This window comes from Neisseria cinerea, from assembly GCF_900475315.1.
In the GTDB taxonomy this organism is placed as follows: Bacteria; Pseudomonadota; Gammaproteobacteria; order Burkholderiales; family Neisseriaceae; genus Neisseria; species Neisseria cinerea.
On sequence record NZ_LS483369.1, the window covers coordinates 795,807 to 814,029 of the forward strand.

16 protein-coding genes are annotated in these 18,223 nt (G+C 46.0%); 13 read left to right on the top strand and 3 right to left on the bottom strand.

The features are described 5' to 3' along the window. Positions 1-8 precede the first annotated feature (8 nt). The 6 genes from DQM57_RS04240 (at position 9) to DQM57_RS04265 (ending at position 7,660) form a co-directional block, all read left to right on the top strand. A complete protein-coding gene (locus DQM57_RS04240; RefSeq protein WP_111727035.1) occupies positions 9-1,973 on the top strand; it encodes a LysM peptidoglycan-binding domain-containing protein in 1,965 nt (654 codons plus the stop codon). Positions 1,974-2,036: 63 nt separating this feature from the next. After that, positions 2,037-2,729 (top strand): 16S rRNA pseudouridine(516) synthase, encoded by a 693-nt coding sequence (locus DQM57_RS04245; RefSeq protein ID WP_108043642.1) that lies wholly within the window; start codon positions 2,037-2,039, stop codon positions 2,727-2,729. Between the two features lie 481 nt (positions 2,730-3,210). Then, positions 3,211-4,575, top strand: a complete 1,365-nt coding sequence (locus DQM57_RS04250; protein ID WP_107859956.1) for a sodium-dependent transporter — start codon at positions 3,211-3,213, stop codon at positions 4,573-4,575. 263 nt (positions 4,576-4,838) lie between these two features. Then, positions 4,839-5,495 carry a (d)CMP kinase gene (gene cmk / locus DQM57_RS04255; protein WP_111727038.1) on the top strand — a complete coding sequence of 219 codons (657 nt, stop codon included), beginning with the start codon at positions 4,839-4,841 and terminating at the stop codon, positions 5,493-5,495. A 154-nt stretch (positions 5,496-5,649) separates the two neighbouring features. Next, the gene (gene rpsA, locus DQM57_RS04260) at positions 5,650-7,335 is read left to right on the top strand and encodes a 30S ribosomal protein S1 (protein ID WP_111727040.1); all 1,686 of its coding nucleotides are present in this window, start codon (positions 5,650-5,652) and stop codon (positions 7,333-7,335) included. Positions 7,336-7,345: 10 nt separating this feature from the next. Further along, entirely contained in the window at positions 7,346-7,660 is a 315-nt protein-coding gene (locus DQM57_RS04265; protein ID WP_003675203.1) for an integration host factor subunit beta, read from the top strand. A 433-nt stretch (positions 7,661-8,093) separates the two neighbouring features. On the opposite strand, the gene DQM57_RS04270 is transcribed toward DQM57_RS04265, so the two are convergent. Then, complete coding sequence (locus DQM57_RS04270; RefSeq protein ID WP_107859953.1) at positions 8,094-8,501, bottom strand: MerR family transcriptional regulator; 408 nt, start codon at positions 8,499-8,501, stop codon at positions 8,094-8,096. A 120-nt stretch (positions 8,502-8,621) separates the two neighbouring features. Here DQM57_RS04270 and DQM57_RS04275 point away from each other — a divergent pair, with 120 nt between their 5' ends. The 7 genes from DQM57_RS04275 (at position 8,622) to ispG (ending at position 16,063) form a co-directional block, all read left to right on the top strand. Beyond that, positions 8,622-9,758 (top strand): S-(hydroxymethyl)glutathione dehydrogenase/class III alcohol dehydrogenase, encoded by a 1,137-nt coding sequence (locus DQM57_RS04275; protein ID WP_111727041.1) that lies wholly within the window; start codon positions 8,622-8,624, stop codon positions 9,756-9,758. Between the two features lie 8 nt (positions 9,759-9,766). Then, positions 9,767-10,594: an S-formylglutathione hydrolase gene (gene fghA / locus DQM57_RS04280; protein WP_111727043.1), complete on the top strand. Its 828-nt coding sequence runs from the start codon at positions 9,767-9,769 to the stop codon at positions 10,592-10,594. A gap of 548 nt (positions 10,595-11,142) precedes the next feature. Next, complete coding sequence (gene zapE, locus DQM57_RS04285; RefSeq protein WP_111727045.1) at positions 11,143-12,285, top strand: cell division protein ZapE; 1,143 nt, start codon at positions 11,143-11,145, stop codon at positions 12,283-12,285. Positions 12,286-12,355: 70 nt separating this feature from the next. Beyond that, positions 12,356-12,781 (top strand): nucleoside-diphosphate kinase, encoded by a 426-nt coding sequence (gene ndk / locus DQM57_RS04290; RefSeq protein ID WP_003675190.1) that lies wholly within the window; start codon positions 12,356-12,358, stop codon positions 12,779-12,781. 139 nt (positions 12,782-12,920) lie between these two features. Beyond that, positions 12,921-14,021 (top strand): dual-specificity RNA methyltransferase RlmN, encoded by a 1,101-nt coding sequence (rlmN, locus tag DQM57_RS04295; RefSeq protein ID WP_107859948.1) that lies wholly within the window; start codon positions 12,921-12,923, stop codon positions 14,019-14,021. Beyond that, on the top strand, positions 14,021-14,782 hold the full coding sequence (gene pilW / locus DQM57_RS04300; protein ID WP_108043742.1) for a type IV pilus biogenesis/stability protein PilW: 762 nt from the start codon (positions 14,021-14,023) through the stop codon (positions 14,780-14,782). The genes rlmN and pilW overlap by 1 nt, the downstream gene beginning before the upstream one ends. A gap of 15 nt (positions 14,783-14,797) precedes the next feature. Further along, positions 14,798-16,063 (top strand): flavodoxin-dependent (E)-4-hydroxy-3-methylbut-2-enyl-diphosphate synthase, encoded by a 1,266-nt coding sequence (gene ispG, locus DQM57_RS04305; RefSeq protein ID WP_108043635.1) that lies wholly within the window; start codon positions 14,798-14,800, stop codon positions 16,061-16,063. A 52-nt stretch (positions 16,064-16,115) separates the two neighbouring features. Here the strand turns inward: ispG and clpP are convergent, their stop codons facing one another. After that, positions 16,116-16,736, bottom strand: a complete 621-nt coding sequence (gene clpP / locus DQM57_RS04310) for an ATP-dependent Clp endopeptidase proteolytic subunit ClpP (protein WP_107859946.1) — start codon at positions 16,734-16,736, stop codon at positions 16,116-16,118. An 87-nt stretch (positions 16,737-16,823) separates the two neighbouring features. Continuing rightward, the gene (gene tig, locus DQM57_RS04315) at positions 16,824-18,134 is read right to left on the bottom strand and encodes a trigger factor (RefSeq protein ID WP_167395532.1); all 1,311 of its coding nucleotides are present in this window, start codon (positions 18,132-18,134) and stop codon (positions 16,824-16,826) included. Positions 18,135-18,223 lie beyond the last annotated feature (89 nt).

The window sequence follows — 18,223 nt, forward strand, 5'->3', positions numbered from 1 at the left end:
TATAAATCATGTCCAAACTCAAAACCATCGTACTGACCGCTTCAGGTCTGTCCGTTTGTCCGGGTTTCCTATATGCCCAAAACACCTCATCACACCAAGTCGGTTTAGCGATTATGCGGTTAAACTCTTCAATACTTGACCAAGCCCCCAAACAATATTTCCAATCCGGCAGCCTATGGAGCGCACTGCGCCAAGACTTCCGCATGTCCGAAGTCAATCCCGAACTGGTACGCCGCCACGAAAGCAAACTCATCGAAAGCCGCGGCTATTTCGACAGAATTATCGCCCGCAGCAAACCCTATATGTACCATATTGCCAATGAAGTCAAAAAGCGCAATATGCCCGCCGAGGCCGCCCTGCTTCCCTTTATCGAAAGTGCGTTTGTTACAAAAGCCAAATCACACGTCGGCGCATCGGGCTTATGGCAGTTCATGCCCGCTACCGGCAGACATTACGGTTTGGAAAAGACACCGGTTTATGACGGCAGGCACGACGTTTACGCCGCCACAGATGCCGCACTCAACTACCTGCAATACCTATACGGACTGTTCGGCGACTGGCCGCTTGCATTTTCCGCCTACAACTGGGGGGAAGGCAATGTCGGACGCGCCATCAACCGCGCACGGGCTCAAGGTCTCGAACCGACCTACGAAAACCTGCGTATGCCCAATGAAACACGTAACTACGTCCCCAAACTCCTTGCCGTACGCAACATTATTGCCAACCCCCAATCTTTCGGCATCAGCATCAGCGATATAGACAACAAACCGTATTTTCAGGCAATTGAACTGGACCACCCCATCGATAACGAAGCCATTACCCGGCTTGCCGGCATTACACAAAGCGAGCTGCTCGCCCTAAACCCGGCATTCAACGTTCCTGCGTTCATTCCTAAAAGCAAACGCAAGCTGCTGCTCCCCGTTGGGTCAGTACAAACCTTCCAAAGCAACTATCTGAACTCAAGCCCTGACAGCCTGTTTTCTTGGGAAACCTACACCCCCGCATCGAAAACTGCCTTGTCCGACATTGCTTCTGCAACCGGTATGAGCATTGCCGACATCAAACGCCTCAACAACCTGAACGGCAACCTGGTTAACGCAGGACGCAGCATCCTCGTTACCAAAAACAGTCCTGCCCTTCAGACGGCATTCGAATCCGTTGCCTCCATCGACATTGACAATACGCCCGACACCTATCGTTCCAACATGCCGGCGGAACCTGTCAACATTACCCTTTCAGCCGTTCAAGCTCAACCCATACAGGCTGCAAATGTTGCCGTTACACCCATAGAGTCTGCAACTCCCGCTCCGAAAAACGATTCACTCATCGTACAAAATCAAACCGGCATAGAAGACATCGCACAGGTTCTGTCCCAAAAACAAACGCCCATGCCGTCTGAAGTTAAGGCTACCGAATCTGCACAAAACATCACTCAAAACGATGTACAGACAGAAGACGAACTTATGCAGCTTATTGCACAAAATAATTTACGCAGGCTGGCAGAAGAAAGTGTTTCCAACGTCATCAACATACCTGATTCTGTTGCCGAATATAAAATTTCCGCACCCTCCCAGCATATTGTTGTTGCCAACAACAAACGGCAAACCCGTTTGGAAACACGCATAGCCAGGGCTGCCGATACTGATATCTCCCCCCTTCACGCCAGCATCCACCGTGTTGTAGAAGGCGACACCCTATTCAACATTGCCAAACGCTACAACGTCAGCGTAGCCGATTTGATTATCGCTAATAACATTAAAGGCAACACCATCCAAAAAGGGCAAGTACTCCGTCTGGCACAGGCAAAACCTGCCAAAACCCACATAGACAAAGTGTCCTACACCATACGGAAAGGTGACACTTTCAAAAGCATCTCCGCACGCTTCAATATCAATATTGACGACATCCGCAGACTCAACCCCGATTTGAATACCATCAACCCGGGACAGAGAATCAAACTGATCGGAAGCTAATTCAAGCGAAGTACATGACAGGGTCTGACAACCCTGTCATCATCTACATTTTCAAATACCGTCATGAAACTTATCAAATACCTTCAATATCAAGGCATAGGGAGCCGAAAACAATGCCAATGGCTGATTGCCGGCGGTTATGTTTTCATTAACGGCACTTGTATAGATGATGCCGATGCGGACATTGATTCAGCCTCTGTCTATACCTTAGACATAGACGGCAAAGCAGTAACCGTTATTCCCGAACCTTATTTCTATATCCTGCTCAACAAACCCGCAGATTACGAAACTTCACACAAACCGAAGCACTACCGCAGCATATTCAGCCTGTTCCCCGACAATATGCGCAATATTGACATGCAGGCAGTCGGCAGGCTGGATGCAGATACGACCGGCGTATTACTGATTACCAACGATGGCAAACTGAATCACAACCTTACCTCTCCGAGCCGTAAGATTCCCAAATTATACGAGGTAACACTCAAGCATCCTGCTGACGGAATGCTCTGTGAAACGCTAAAAAACGGCGTCCTGCTTCATGATGAAAATGAAACCGTTTGCGCCGCTGATGCCAACTTAGAGAGCCCGACCACATTATCACTGACCATTACGGAAGGCAAATACCATCAGGTCAAACGGATGATAGCGGCCGCAGGCAACCGCGTGCAGCATCTTCATCGCAGACAATTCGCACATCTGGAAACAGAAAACCTCAAACCCGGGGAATGGAAATTTATCGAATGTCCAAAATTCTGAAACAAAATTCCATAATTTCCCTATATTCAACTATATGCTTATTAAATAAGTAGTTTTACAAAAATTAACTCAAAAAAAAAAAAAAAAAACAGTTAGTTTGCGATATAATTCATTTGTCTGAGTAACGCCTGTTCAAGCAGGCTTATGAGTAAGACGTTTTCCCCGTAATGTGTTTGGCCATCTATACTTCCCCTTGTATAGATGGTTTTTTTTATCTTCATTTACTACTATTACCGGTGCAACATCTCCACCCATATGACATCTGAAATTTCATTTCACCGTCCCGTTGTAGAAAAATAAACGATTAATCCATCTATAAAATCTGATTCAATCCTTGTTGATTTATACAAATTAGCAATATCCCCTATAAAATATAACTCCATCAGTGAAAATAACTATACACTTAAAAAACAATCAGTCAGTTCCTGTTAAAAAACGCGTGTAGAATTTCCACCTCATCTTAATCAAACACTGTTGCAATATGTCTTCCAACACCAATCGTCAAACCTGGTCCAGCCGATTAACCTATATCCTGACCGTTGCCGGAGCAACCGTCGGCTTTGGCGCAACTTGGCGTTTTCCTTACCTAGTCGGTGAAAACGGCGGCGGCGCGTATGTATTTTTATTCTGTATCGCCATGCTCGTTATCGGCATCCCGATGATTTTGGTAGAAAACGTCATCGGGCGGCGCAAAGGTGTGAATGCGCTGGATGCGTTCGGCGGCTCTATGAACGGCAAACCCGTCGCCAAAATTTGGAAGCTGGTCGGCTGGATGGGCTTGGTCGGTGCGTTCGGCATTATGGCGTATTACATGGTGCTCGGTGGCTGGGTAATCAGCTATATCGTTAATATTATTGGCGGAAACCTGAATATTTCCAGCCCTGTCAACGGCGAACTAACGAAAAGCTTCTTTACCGAACATATCGAAAACAGCCCTTGGGAAATTGCGTTCTACACTTTCTTGTTTGTCGTTGTGAACCAATGGATTTTAGTCAAAGGCGTTATCGGCGGTATTGAAAAAGCAGCGAAATACCTGATGCCGCTGTTGTTTTTGTTCCTGATTGCCATGGTCGTACGCAACGTTACCCTGCCGGGCGCAATGGAAGGGATTACTTTCTATCTGAAGCCTGATTTCAGCAAGATTACCACCGAACTTTTCGTCTTCGTTTTGGGACAAGTATTTTTCGCCTTGAGCTTGGGTTTCGGCGTGATGATTACCTTATCCAGCTATCTGGATAAAAACGAAAATCTGGTTCAGACGGCAGTTATCACGGCAATTACCAATACCATCATCGCCGTACTTGCAGGCTTTATGATTTTCCCGTCGCTCTTCAGCTTCGGCGTCGCACCCAATTCCGGCCCGACTTTGGTGTTCCAAAGTTTGCCGATTGTGTTCTCGCATATGTGGGCAGGACCTGTGTTCGCCGTCATTTTCTTCTCTCTACTCCTGATTGCCGCGTTGACAACTTCGCTGACGATTTATGAAGTGTTGATTACGACCATTCAGGAAAAAACCAAAATCCGCCGTACCGCCGCAATCACGATTGTATTGTCCGCCATCTTCATCTTCGGCAATATTCCGTCCATTCTGAGCTATGGTCCGTGGAAAGATGTTTCCATATTTGGCAAAAATATTTTTGACGCTTTTGACTACATCAGCGGCAACATCTTGTTTATGCTGACCGCGCTCGGCTCCGCATTGTTTGTCGGTTTCGTGATGAAGGACGAAGCGAAGGACGAACTACTTTATAAAGGCAATCATACGACGGTCAATATCTGGTTTGCCTATGTGAAATACCTCGTGCCCCTCGTAATCCTGCTGATTTTTGTCAGCAACCTTTTCTGATTCACACCGATTAATGCCGTCTGAAAGCCATACTGACTTCAGACGGCATTGCTTTTATTTCCACTCCAATATCCGAAATGCTAAAATCCGAACAAATTTATCAGGTTCTTAAGTTCGATTAAAATTTCCTGAGTAACCGGTAATTCGCACGCTTAGACAATAATCCTTTGAAACAGGTAGAATCAGCCCATCAACGGGAAACACCCTTAGGACGGCATGTAAAATTAAAAATCCCACATGCCGAATTATCAGGAATACCTTTTATGAACAGACAAAAAGTAATTGCTATCGACGGTCCGGGAGCATCAGGTAAGGGAACGGTAGCCTCCCGAGTAGCAGCCGCATTGGGATATGACTATCTCGATTCTGGAGCACTTTATCGTCTGACCGCACTGTATGCACAAAAACAAGGTGTCCAATGGCATGACGAGCACCGTGTTTCCGAACTTGCCGAAAAACTACCTACCGTATTTGCAGGAAGCAGCATCCTGCTTGACGGAGAAGACGTTTCAGACAGCATACGGACAGAAGCCGTAGGTATGGGGGCATCCGCCGTTGCGCAATTGCCTAAAGTTCGTGCCGCCCTGCTGCAACGACAACGCGACTTCCTAACCGCCAAAGGGCTAGTTGCCGACGGACGGGACATCGGATCAGTCGTATTCCCCGAAGCCGAACTCAAAATCTTCCTGACGGCAGAATCCAAAATCAGGGCCGAACGCCGCGCCAAACAAATCGGCATCCCCTGCGAAGGCCCTGCATTCGACCGCATCCTATCCGACATTAAAGCCAGAGACGAAGCAGACCGCAACCGCACGCTCGCCCCCCTAAAACAGCAACCCGATGCCCTGCTTCTGGACACAAGCCATATGAGCATAGAAGAATCTATAAAAAAAGTACTTGATTGGTATCATAAAGTTTAAATTTTCAGGTATAATCGCCCGCATTGCGTTTCAGACGGCATGAATTTCCCCATATGCCGTCTGAAATCTTTATTTATCCGTCTGCCGCGCCAAGGGCGGCAGATATCCACCAACCTACCCCGCACCCCTTGGCGGTGTACCGAAAAGAGAATATATGACTATGGAAAATTTTGCCCAGCTGCTTGAAGAAAGCTTTACCCTGCAAGAAATGAACCCGGGTGAAGTGATTACTGCCGAAGTAGTCGGCATCGATCAAAACTTCGTTACCGTAAACGCAGGTCTGAAATCAGAATCTCTGATTGACGTTGCCGAATTCAAAAACGCTCAGGGCGAGATTGAAGTTAAAGTTGGCGATTTCGTTACCGTTACCATCGAATCTGTTGAAAACGGCTTCGGCGAAACCAAACTGTCCCGCGAAAAAGCCAAACGCGCTGCCGACTGGATCGCTTTGGAAGAAGCGATGGAAAACGGCGACATCCTGTCCGGCGTTATCAATGGCAAAGTCAAAGGCGGCCTGACCGTTATGATCAACAGCATCCGCGCATTCCTGCCGGGTTCTTTGGTTGACGTACGTCCTGTAAAAGACACTTCTCACTTCGAAGGCAAAGAAATTGAATTCAAAGTGATCAAACTGGACAAAAAACGCAACAACGTTGTTGTGTCCCGCCGCGCCGTTCTGGAAGCTACTTTGGGCGAAGAGCGCAAAGCCCTGCTGGAAAACCTGCAAGAAGGCTCTATCATCAAAGGTATCGTTAAAAACATCACCGATTACGGTGCATTCGTTGACTTGGGCGGTATCGACGGTCTGTTGCACATCACCGACCTGGCATGGCGCCGTGTGAAACATCCAAGCGAAGTTCTGGAAGTCGGTCAAGAAGTAGAAGCCAAAGTCCTGAAATTCGACCAAGACAAACAACGCGTTTCTCTGGGTATGAAACAACTGGGCGAAGATCCTTGGAGCGGCCTGACCCGCCGTTATCCGCAAGGCACCCGCCTGTTCGGTAAAGTATCCAACCTGACCGACTACGGTGCGTTCGTTGAAATCGAACAAGGCATCGAAGGCTTGGTACACGTTTCCGAAATGGACTGGACCAACAAAAACGTACACCCGAGCAAAGTTGTACAATTGGGCGACGAAGTCGAAGTAATGATCCTCGAAATCGATGAAAACCGCCGCCGTATCTCTTTGGGCATGAAACAATGCCAAGCTAATCCTTGGGAAGAGTTTGCCGCCAATCACAACAAAGGCGACAAGATTTCCGGTGCCGTTAAATCCATTACCGATTTCGGTATCTTCGTTGGTCTGCCCGGCGGCATCGACGGCCTGGTTCACTTGTCTGACCTCTCTTGGACCGAAGCCGGAGAAGAAGCCGTACGTAAATACAAAAAAGGCGAAGAAGTTGAAGCCGTTGTATTGGCAATCGATGTTGAAAAAGAACGCATTTCCCTGGGTATCAAACAACTGGAAGGCGATCCGTTCGGCAACTTCATCAGCGTAAACGACAAAGGCTCTCTGGTTAAAGGTTCTGTAAAATCTGTTGACGCTAAAGGCGCAGTAGTTTCCCTGTCTGAAGAAGTTGAAGGTTACCTGCCTGCTTCCGAATTCGCCGCCGACCGCGTTGAAGACCTGACTACCAAACTGAAAGAAGGCGACGAAGTTGAAGCCGTTATCGTTACCGTTGACCGCAAAAACCGCAGCATCCGTCTGTCTGTAAAAGCGAAAGACGCTAAAGAAAACCGCGAAGCACTGAATTCAGTTAATGCTGCTGCAACTGCCAATGCCGGTACCACCAGCTTAGGTGACTTGTTGAAAGCCAAACTGTCCGGCGAACAAGAATAAGGTTGCAGACATGACAAAGTCTGAGTTAATGGTTCGTTTGGCAGAAGTGTTTGCCGCTAAAAACGGTACCCATCTTCTGGCAAAAGACGTAGAGTACAGCGTAAAAGTCTTGGTCGATACCATGACTCGATCGCTTGCTCGAGGTCAACGTATCGAAATCCGGGGATTCGGCAGCTTCGATTTGAACCATCGTCCTGCCCGTATCGGTCGTAACCCTAAAACTGGAGATCGAGTGGAAGTACCTGAAAAACATGTACCCCACTTCAAACCCGGTAAGGAATTACGTGAACGGGTTGACTTGGCTTTAAAAGAAAATGCCAACTAAACCTTAGCATCAAAACGCCGCCACCACGCGGCGTTTTTCTTTAGGCCACATTTTAACAATCAGTTGACCTGAGCCAAGTATAAATAAGGGGCAGACCGATTATTTTTTGACTGAAAGTCTATTCTATTAAATAAGGAAGAGTTTTGATATTCCGTTAATATCAACTTATGAGTTAAACGAAATTCTTTTTATCCGACAGGATAGGTTTCTATCTAAATGAAAAATCATCTTATCCCCTGATCTGCAGTCAAAATCAACTGTTTGTTAAAACATAGCCACGTGATTTAACTTCATCTGCTTCTTCAATACTTTGGGTTAAACGACCAATCGGTTAAGATGTAGATTTTTTATAATTAATTACAATCTACTTTTTAAACAACAAATTGCTAATTTCTATTTCGAACAACACAAAATTTTGCTTATTACACTGAAACTAAGCCTTTTCAGGAATTTGCGGCAAATTCACGGCTTTTACCGAGCCTAACGCTTTAGCTTTTTGATAAAATGCTAATTTGTATTCAAGCAAATCTAAATAGCGTTTTAATTCGGCAATTTGACACTTCACATTTTCTGTTTGATTTTTAAATAAGGAAAGGCGTTCTTCAATGGTATCGTCGCCAATGATGGTACATTCCGCAAAGCGTTTGATGTCTTTTAAGCTCATTCCTGTATTTTTCAAGCATTGCAATAAACTCAACCATTGCAAATCGTTATCGGTAAAACAACGATTACCGTATTCATCACGTCCGATATTAGGTAATAAGCCTTCTTTGTCGTAAAAACGTAGGGTGTGTGCAGAGATACCTATTTTTTCGGCGGCTTTAGCAGTGGTATAAGCCATTATTCTTTCCTCTAAACAAAAATGGTAAAAAACACTTGCCTTGGAGTGAACTCTAAAGTGTAAACTATTGATATGTTGCTTAGGCAAGGCTATTTTGTCAATGAATTAAGAGGAAAAATAATGGAAATTAAACAAACCAATTCAACCATCAAATCTCATGCGGCGGTGGCATTTGCCCCAAATCAACCCTTACAAATTGTGGAAATCGATGTAGAAATGCCACGCAAAGGCGAGGTGTTAATCCGCAACACCCACACTGGCGTGTGTCATACTGATGCATTTACGTTATCAGGAAGCGATCCTGAAGGTGTGTTCCCTGTGGTGCTTGGACACGAAGGTGCGGGTGTGGTCGTTGCTGTGGGCGAAGGTGTGTCAAGCGTAAAACCAGGTGATCACGTCATTCCTCTTTATACCGCTGAATGTAGCGAATGTGAGTTTTGCCGTTCAGGTAAAACCAATCTATGCGTTTCAGTGCGTGATACACAAGGTAAAGGCTTAATGCCGGACGGCACGACGCGTTTTTCTTATCAAGGTCAGCCGATCTATCACTATATGGGCTGTTCGACTTTCAGTGAATACTCAGTTGTTGCCGAAGTTTCACTGGCGAAAATTAATCCAGAAGCCAACCACGAACAAGTATGTTTGCTCGGCTGTGGCGTTACCACAGGTATTGGTGCGGTACATAATACGGCAAAAGTGCAAGAAGGCGACTCTGTTGCTGTGTTTGGCTTGGGAGCGATTGGTTTGGCTGTGGTGCAAGGTGCGCGTCAAGCTAAAGCCGGTCGTATTATCGCCATTGATACTAATCCTGCAAAATTCGAGTTGGCAAAACAGTTTGGTGCAACGGATTGTTTAAATCCGAACGATTACGATAAACCAATTAAAGATGTGTTGTTAAACATCAATAAATGGGGTATTGACCATACCTTTGAATGTATCGGTAACGTAAACGTAATGCGCCAGGCATTAGAAAGTGCGCACCGTGGCTGGCGACAATCCATTATCATCGGCGTAGCGGGTGCAGGACAAGAAATTTCAACTCGTCCGTTCCAGTTGGTCACAGGTCGTGTTTGGAAAGGCACGGCGTTTGGCGGCGTGAAAGGTCGCTCTGAACTGCCGAAAATGGTGGAAGATTCAATGAAAGGCGACATCGAATTGGAACCATTTGTAACCCACACAATGACGCTCGATCGAATCAATGAAGCCTTTGAGTTAATGCACGAAGGTAAATCGATCCGCGCTGTTATTCATTACTAAGGTATGCGATGAAACTGATTGAACAACATCAAATTTTTGGTGGTTCGCAACAAGTTTGGGCACATGATGCCCAAACGCTTCAATGCGAAATGAAATTTGCCGTCTATTTGCCGGATAATCAGGAGAATCGACCGCTTGGTGTGATTTATTGGCTTTCTGGATTAACGTGTACGGAACAAAATTTCATTACCAAATCAGGTTTTCAACGTTATGCGGCGGAACATCAAGTGATTGTGGTTGCCCCCGATACCAGCCCTCGCGGAGAGCAAGTGCCGAACGATGCTGCTTACGATTTAGGGCAAGGTGCTGGCTTTTATCTGAATGCGACCGAGCAGCCTTGGGCGACGAATTATCAAATGTATGATTATATTTTGAACGAGTTGCCTGGTCTGATTGAGGAAAATTTTCCTACCAACGGCAAATGTTCCATCATGGGACATTCAATGGGCGGACACGGCGCATTGGTATTGGCACTGCGAAACCGAGAACGTTATCAAAGTGTTTCTGCCTTTTCGCCCATTTTGTCGCCAAGCCTTGTGCCTTGGGGAGAAAAAGCCTTTTCTGCCTATTTAGGAAAAGATTGCGAAAAATGGCAGCAATATGATGCCAGCTCGCTCATCCAACAAGGCTATAAAGTACGAGGTATGCGCATTGATCAGGGTTTGGAAGATGAGTTTTTGCCGACACAATTGCGTACCGAAGATTTTATCGAAACCTGTCGTGCGGCAAATCAACCGGCCGATGTGCGCTTCCACAAAGGCTACGATCATAGCTATTACTTCATTGCCAGTTTTATTGGTGAGCATATTGCCTATCATGCGGCATTTTTGAAGTAAGCTAAAGAGCGGTCAGTTTTCAAAGCATTTGGGATAGCCGGCACGAGGGCGGTAAAAAGTGCCGGCAAAATGCCAACATAAACGTATGCCGTCTGAACCAGAAGGAGCTGGCTCTACGGATTACTGAACCCAGCCCTTCATTTGATTAGTCTGATTTTTGAGCTTAAACCTTGATTGGTCAAACACTAAAATCGCCCGTATTTCCTACCTCACTTTCAGGCTTTGTATCATTCATGATCAAATTTACATAAGCAGCCTTTTGTGTTTTCGGCTCTACTCAAGCTGATGTCGGCGTGGCAGCCTCACGATTCACCATCTGTTTAATTTATCCTTCTTCAATATTAAAACACAGCCTTAAACAAAAGGCATTTCGTTCAATGAATTGGTAATATCAACATTATATTGAAACACCATCTTTGCTTATACAAGCTCCTTGCACGCTTCATTATTCTTTTCCACGGAAAACGCCAAGTTTGAAGGAAATCATTTATAATACCGGCTGGTAAGCATTTTCTTTCTTAGCCACAAGAAGTATAACAAGGTTAAATATGAGCAATAGAGACCAACTTTTTAAAGCTCCTCCATTTGAAAACCACAGTCCGCTGACCTGGTATCAGGTTGCTTCCCAATCGCCTAATTTTATCCATGATCAGGCACAGGCAAACGCCATTGAATACCTCGACAGACTCTGGACCGAGCTGATGATGTTCAAACGCAAAAGAAACCGTTTTTTAGGTAGGAGTTTGCGTTCTCCGCAAGTCCCCAAAGGGCTTTATTTCTATGGCGGTGTCGGCCGTGGTAAAAGCTTTTTGATGGATGCTTTTTTCGGTTGTCTCCCTTACCGCCGCAAACGCCGCGTTCACTTTCATGCTTTTATGGCGGAAATCCACCAGCGCCTGAAAGTACTAAAGAGCGAAGCCAATCCGTTGAAATCCGTTGCCGCCGAGATTGCCAAAGAAACCCGCGTATTGTGCTTTGACGAATTCCATGTAAGTGATATTGCAGACGCAATGATTTTAGGCCGTCTGCTGGAAAACCTACTAAACGAAGGTGTTGTTTTGGTGGCAACTTCAAACTACGCCCCTTCCGAACTCTACCCACAAGGTCAAAACCGAAGCAGTTTTCTTCCCACAATTGCACTCATCGAATCCAGCCTGACAGTCTTAAATGTTGACGGAGGGGAAGACTACCGACTGCGAACCCTTCGCCCTGCCGAGATTTTCTTTACGCCTGCCGATGAAGAAAATGAGGCGAAATTGGCAAAACTGTTCAAAGAAATGGCAGGTATTACCGATTTAAATCCCGGCATCAGCACTATCCACGGCCGGGAAATTCCCCACAAAGCCGAGTTCGGTCGCGCCATATGGTTTGATTTCCGCGCACTGTGCTTCGGCCCCCGTTCACAGTCCGACTATCTATATTTGGCAGAACATTATGAAATGGTTTTTCTTTCAGGTTTGGAAAAACTCTCTCCCCAAGAAAAGGCAGAAGCACGACGTCTGACTTGGCTGATTGATGTCCTTTATGATTTCCGAGTCAAACTGTGTGCCACCAGCGCGGTAGATGTCAACCATATCTATACAGAAGGTGATTTTGCCGAAGAATTTACCCGTACTGCTAGCCGGATGGTTGAAATGCAGTCCGAAGTTTATTTGGAACAACCTCACTTGACCTTATCACCGAAGGATTAGGTTAGATAAATTTTTTCTCGATAAAATAATACTGTCTCTAACTTTAATAAATAAAAAATAAGGATATAGCATGGCGATTGAACGCACCGTTTCCATTATCAAACCCGATGCCGTCGGCAAAAACGTTATCGGTAAAATATACAGCCGTTTTGAAGAAAACGGTTTGAAAATCGTTGCGGCCAAAATGAAACAACTTACCCTCAAAGAGGCTCAGGAATTCTATGCGATTCACAAAGAGCGTCCCTTCTATGCCAAATTGGTTGAATTTATGACCAGCGGTCCTGTAATGATTCAGGTTTTGGAAGGGGAAAATGCCGTTCTGAAAAACCGGGAGCTGATGGGGGCAACCAATCCTGCCGAAGCAGCCGAAGGTACGATACGGGCAGACTTTGCCACCTCCGTCAGTATTAATGCCGTACACGGTTCTGACAGTACGGAAAACGCCGCCTTGGAAATTGCCTACTTCTTCAGCCAAACCGAAATCTGCCCACGTTAATATAATACACCTACACAGACCCATTATCAGACGGCATGAAACCTGTCCATGCCGTCTGAAAGTTCTGTTACAAAGGCTTTCAATCAAATTTGCCGAACCGGCCATTTTGTGAAAAGCCTAATTTAAGAAATATAACCATATGAAAACCAATCTACTCAACTACGACCTCCAAGGGCTGACCCGGCACTTTGCCGATATGGGCGAAAAACCTTTCCGCGCCAAACAAGTTATGCGTTGGATACACCAATCCGGCGCGCAAAATTTTGATGAAATGACCGACTTGGCAAAATCGTTGCGCTATAAATTAAATGAACAGGCAAGCATCGATATTCCTAAGCTTATGATGTCGCAAGAATCTTCAGACGGCACCCGCAAATGGCTTTTAGATGTCGGAACGGGAAACGGAGTAGAAACTGTCTTTATCCCCGAGTCCGAACGCGGCACACTCTGTATTTCATCTCAGGTCGGCTGCGCGCTGGAATGCACATTTTGTTCGACCGGCAGACAAGGTTTCAACCGCAATCTGAGTGCAGCCGAGATTATCGGCCAATTGTGGTGGGCAAACAAAGCCATGGGGGTTACTCCGAAAAATGAGCGCGTAATTTCCAACGTCGTCATGATGGGTATGGGCGAACCAATGGCAAATTTTGAAAATGTCGTTACCGCACTGAGTATCATGTTAGATGATCATGGCTATGGTCTAAGCCGCCGCCGCGTAACGGTTTCCACCTCGGGTATGGTTCCCCAGATGGATAAACTGCGTGATACCATGCCTGTAGCTTTGGCTGTTTCTCTCCATGCTTCCAATGACGAAGTCCGTAACAAAATCGTACCGCTAAATAAAAAATACCCGCTGAAAGAATTAATGGCAGCATGCCAGCGTTATTTAGTCAAAGCACCCAGGGATTTTATTACTTTCGAGTATGTGATGCTGGACGGTGTCAACGATAAGGCACAACATGCATACGAACTTATTGAACTGGTCAAAGATGTTCCCTGCAAATTCAATTTAATCCCGTTTAATCCTTTCCCTAATTCGGGATATGAACGTTCAAGTAACGAAAACATCCGTATTTTCAGAGATATCCTGCAACAAGCCGGATTTGTCGTTACCGTTCGAAAAACTCGTGGCGACGATATCGATGCCGCTTGCGGACAATTAGCAGGCCAGGTTCAGGATAAAACACGCCGTCAGCAAAAATGGCAACAGATTTTAATCGAACAACGGGGGGAATTATGATGCCCTTTCATATATCCAAAAAATTGTTCTTCTTAGCTGTGATTGCTCTAAGCGCATGCAGCACCTCTTATCAACCCTCAAGCGCAGAAAAAGCCAATCAGGTTTCCAACATTAAAACCCAATTGGCCATGGAGTATATGCGCGGGCAAGACTACCGCCAGGCAACGGCAAGTATTGAAGATGCACTGAAAACAGACAGCAAAAACGAACTTGCCTGGCTTGTCCGTGCCGAAATCTATCAATATCTGAAAGTAAATGATAAAGCTCAGGAGAGTTTCCTGCAGGCACTCTCCCTAAAACCCGACAACGCTGAAATCAACAATAACTACGGCTGGTTCTTATGCGGCACGCTCAACCGGCCTGCAGAAGCGATGCCCCACTTTGATAAAGCATTGGCAGATCCTACCTACCCGACTCCGTTTGTTGCCAATTTGAATAAAGGCATATGCAGTGCAAAACAAGGGCAGCTTGGATTGGCAGAAGCCTACTTAGAACGTTCACTTGCCGCACAGCCGCAGTTTCCTCCTGCATTTAAAGAACTGGCACGTACTAAAATGCTTGCCGGCCAATTGAATGATGCGGACTATTATTTTAAAAAATACCAAAGTAAGGTTGAAGTCCTACAGGCGGATGATTTGCTGCTTGGTTGGAAAATTGCCAAATCTCTCGGAAGCTCACAGGCGGCATACGAATATGAAGCACAGTTGCAGGCAAACTTCCCTTACTCAGAAGAATTACAGACTGTTATCACAGGTCAATAAACAGATTCGAACCTTATGAACACACTCCAACGCCGTAAGACACACCAAGTCCATATCGATCACATCATTGTTGGTTCAGAAGCACCCGTCATCATCCAATCTATGACCAATACCGACACCGCAGATGCCCAAGCCACTGCATTGCAGGTCAAAGAATTAAGCGATGCAGGTTCAGAAATGGTGCGTATTACTGTTAACAGTCCCGAAGCAGCATCTAAAGTTGCAGAAATCCGCCAGCGCTTAGACGATATGGGCTATCCCACCCCCCTTATTGGTGATTTCCATTTCAACGGTGAACGCCTTTTGGCCGAATTTCCCGATTGCGGCAAAGCCCTGTCTAAATACCGCATCAATCCCGGCAATGTCGGTAAAGGTGCAAAAGGCGATGAAAAGTTTGCCTTTATGATTCGGACGGCTGCAGAAAACAACAAAGCTGTCCGCATCGGCGTAAACTGGGGTTCTTTGGATCAAAGCCTTGCCAAGCGCATGATGGATGCCAATCAGGCATCTGCCTCTCCAAAACCTCCTCAGGAAATTATGAAAGAAGCCCTGATTGTTTCCGCCTTGGAGTCTGCCGAAAAAGCCGTTCGGCTAGGATTACCCGAAGACAAAATTATCCTTTCGTGTAAAGTCAGCTCTGTCCAAGATCTGATTCAAGTCTATCATGAATTGGGTAGGCGCTGCGCCTATCCCCTGCATTTGGGATTAACCGAAGCAGGGATGGGCAGCAAAGGCATTGTAGCATCTACGGCAGCCCTTTCCGTCTTATTGCAGGAAGGAATCGGGGATACAATCCGCATTTCACTGACTCCGGAACCGGGAAGTTCTCGAACACAGGAAGTTATCGTCGGACAAGAAATTTTACAGACCATGGGGCTGCGTTCATTTACACCTATGGTAACTGCCTGTCCAGGCTGCGGGCGTACAACCAGTACCGTATTTCAAGAGCTGGCACAAGATGTTCAAAATTACCTGCGCCAAAAAATGTCTATATGGCGTAACCTTTATCCCGGGGTTGAATCCCTGAACGTTGCCGTAATGGGCTGCGTTGTCAATGGGCCCGGAGAAAGCAAATTGGCCGACATCGGAATCAGCCTTCCCGGTACAGGGGAAACACCCGTCGCACCTGTTTATGTAGATGGGGAACGCAAAATAACACTGAAAGGTGATAATATTGCAAGCGAATTCCTAGCTATTGTAGAGGAATATGTTAAAACCAATTATGGCGAAAACAGTTCTAAACGCAATAAAGGAAAAGTCATCCCGATACAGTCTCTATAAAATAAATGCCGTCTAAACATTTCAGACGGCATTTATTTTCCCTCCCAATTAATCAAAGCTGTAAAGAAGCACGGTTCTCCAAGATTTGATCAATCAGACCATATTCTTTAGCCTCTTCGGCGGACATGAAGTTGTCTCGGTCAGTGTCACGTTCCAAATCTGCCAAGTCTCGGCCGCAGTGTTTGGCCATCAGGCGATTGAGTTTTTCTTTGATTTTCAACAGTTCGCGTGCGTGAATCTCAATATCGGATGCCTGACCGCCCAAACCGCCGCTGATTAAAGGTTGGTGAATCATGATACGGCTGTTGGGCAAGGCGAAACGTTTGCCTTTCTCGCCTGCCGACAGCAGGAATGCACCCATGCTTGCCGCTTGCCCCAAGCACAAAGTAGAGACATTAGGTTTGATGAAATTCATAGTATCGTAAATCGACATACCTGCCGTTACCGAACCGCCGGGCGAATTGATGTAAAAGAAAATATCTTTGTCAGGATTTTCACTTTCCAAAAACAACAGCTGGGCGACCACCAAATTGGCGGACTCATCGGTTACCGGACCGACTAAAAATACGATGCGTTCTTTTAAAAGGCGCGAGTAAATATCAAATGCACGCTCACCACGACCGCTTTGTTCGATAACGGTAGGAACGAGGTAATTATTGAAATCGAAGGACATTCTTGTCTCCTGTCAATGTTACGAAAGCACCAAAGGGACGCTTTGGTGCTTTCAAGTTGCCTGTTTCAGACAAACCTTTGAAGATGATTAGGCTTGTGCGCCCATCACTTCGTCAAAAGACAAAGCTTTTTCGGTTACTTTGGCTTTGCCCAAAACGAAATCAACAACGTTGCTTTCTACTGCCAAAGAAGTCGGGCCTTGTAGGCGGGAAGGCTCTGCGTAGTACCAGTCGATCACTTCTTGAGGATCTTCGTAGCTTTCTGCAAAGTTGGCAACAACGGCTTTGATTTGCTCTTCAGTCGGTTCCAGTTTGTTTTCATCAACCAGTTTGGCCAAAATCAGACCCAAAGATACGCGGCGTTCGGCTTGTTCTTTGAACATATCCAAAGGCAGATCCAAGTTGGCAGCATCAGCCATGCCTTGGTTAACAAAATTTTGTTTCATTTCGTTTGCCAAGCGTGCGGCTTCTTCATTTACCAAAGCAACAGGTGCTTTCAGCTCTACGGCTTTGAGCAGCGCGTTCATGACAGATTCTTTGGTTTGTTCCTTCACGCGGCGCTCAACTTCACGGCCTACGTTTTTCTTCACTTCTTCGCGCATTTTGGCAACGTCGCCGTCGGCAATACCCAATGCTTTAGCAAAGTCGGCATCAACTTCAGGCAAAGTTGCTTCAGATACGTTGTTCAATGTGATGGTGAAGACAGCAGATTTACCGGCAACGTCTTTACCGTGGTAGTCTTCGGGGAAATTGACGGTAACGTCTTTGCTTTCGCCTGCTTTCATACCGACTACGCCGGCTTCGAATTCAGGCAACATTTGCCCTGCGCCCAATACAAAGGCGTAGTTTTTGGATGCGCCGCCTGCGAAAGGTTCGCCGTCGATTCTGCCTTCGAAGTCGATGATGACACGGTCGCCGTTTTGGGCTTCGCGTTCAACATGGTTGAAGCGGGTACGTTGTTTGCGCAGGATTTCTACGGTTTGGTCCACTTCGGCATCACCGACGGAAGCGGTTACTTTTTCAACTTCTTGTGCAGACAAATCGCCGATAACGACTTCAGGGAATACTTCGAAAATCGCAGCAATTTTCAGGGATTCTTTATCATCTTGTTCTTCAACGCCTTCGAAACGCGGATAGCCGGCAACTTTCAATTCTTGGGCAACGGCAACATCGTAGAAGCGGCGTTGAACCATCTCATTGATGACATCATTTTGAGCGCTTGCACCGTACATTTGGGCAATCATTTTTAAAGGTGCTTTACCCGGGCGGAAACCGTCGATTTTTGCACGGCGCTGGGTTTGTTTCAGTTTTTTATCGGTTTCTGCGTTGATTTCGGACCAAGGCAGAGACAGCACTACTTTGCGTTCCAGATTTTCTAAAGTTTCAACAGTTACGCTCATCATAAGCCCTTAAATTTGTTGTGTTAATAAAAATAGCCAGCCCTTTTCCGACATTGGACGGTAAGCGGCAAAACGGTACCGGCGATACA

What these genes read in the sequence shown, in the direction of transcription:
- DQM57_RS04240 (WP_111727035.1), top strand. Translation starts at nt 9, where the DNA reads ATGTCCAAACTCAAAACCATCGTACTGACCGCTTCAGGTCTGTCCGTT.
- DQM57_RS04245 (WP_108043642.1), top strand. Translation starts at nt 2,037, where the DNA reads ATGAAACTTATCAAATACCTTCAATATCAAGGCATAGGGAGCCGAAAA.
- DQM57_RS04250 (WP_107859956.1), top strand. Translation starts at nt 3,211, where the DNA reads ATGTCTTCCAACACCAATCGTCAAACCTGGTCCAGCCGATTAACCTAT.
- cmk (WP_111727038.1), top strand. Translation starts at nt 4,839, where the DNA reads ATGAACAGACAAAAAGTAATTGCTATCGACGGTCCGGGAGCATCAGGT.
- rpsA (WP_111727040.1), top strand. Translation starts at nt 5,650, where the DNA reads ATGACTATGGAAAATTTTGCCCAGCTGCTTGAAGAAAGCTTTACCCTG.
- DQM57_RS04265 (WP_003675203.1), top strand. Translation starts at nt 7,346, where the DNA reads ATGACAAAGTCTGAGTTAATGGTTCGTTTGGCAGAAGTGTTTGCCGCT.
- DQM57_RS04270 (WP_107859953.1), bottom strand. Translation starts at nt 8,501, where the DNA reads ATGGCTTATACCACTGCTAAAGCCGCCGAAAAAATAGGTATCTCTGCA.
- DQM57_RS04275 (WP_111727041.1), top strand. Translation starts at nt 8,622, where the DNA reads ATGGAAATTAAACAAACCAATTCAACCATCAAATCTCATGCGGCGGTG.
- fghA (WP_111727043.1), top strand. Translation starts at nt 9,767, where the DNA reads ATGAAACTGATTGAACAACATCAAATTTTTGGTGGTTCGCAACAAGTT.
- zapE (WP_111727045.1), top strand. Translation starts at nt 11,143, where the DNA reads ATGAGCAATAGAGACCAACTTTTTAAAGCTCCTCCATTTGAAAACCAC.
- ndk (WP_003675190.1), top strand. Translation starts at nt 12,356, where the DNA reads ATGGCGATTGAACGCACCGTTTCCATTATCAAACCCGATGCCGTCGGC.
- rlmN (WP_107859948.1), top strand. Translation starts at nt 12,921, where the DNA reads ATGAAAACCAATCTACTCAACTACGACCTCCAAGGGCTGACCCGGCAC.
- pilW (WP_108043742.1), top strand. Translation starts at nt 14,021, where the DNA reads ATGCCCTTTCATATATCCAAAAAATTGTTCTTCTTAGCTGTGATTGCT.
- ispG (WP_108043635.1), top strand. Translation starts at nt 14,798, where the DNA reads ATGAACACACTCCAACGCCGTAAGACACACCAAGTCCATATCGATCAC.
- clpP (WP_107859946.1), bottom strand. Translation starts at nt 16,736, where the DNA reads ATGTCCTTCGATTTCAATAATTACCTCGTTCCTACCGTTATCGAACAA.
- tig (WP_167395532.1), bottom strand. Translation starts at nt 18,134, where the DNA reads ATGAGCGTAACTGTTGAAACTTTAGAAAATCTGGAACGCAAAGTAGTG.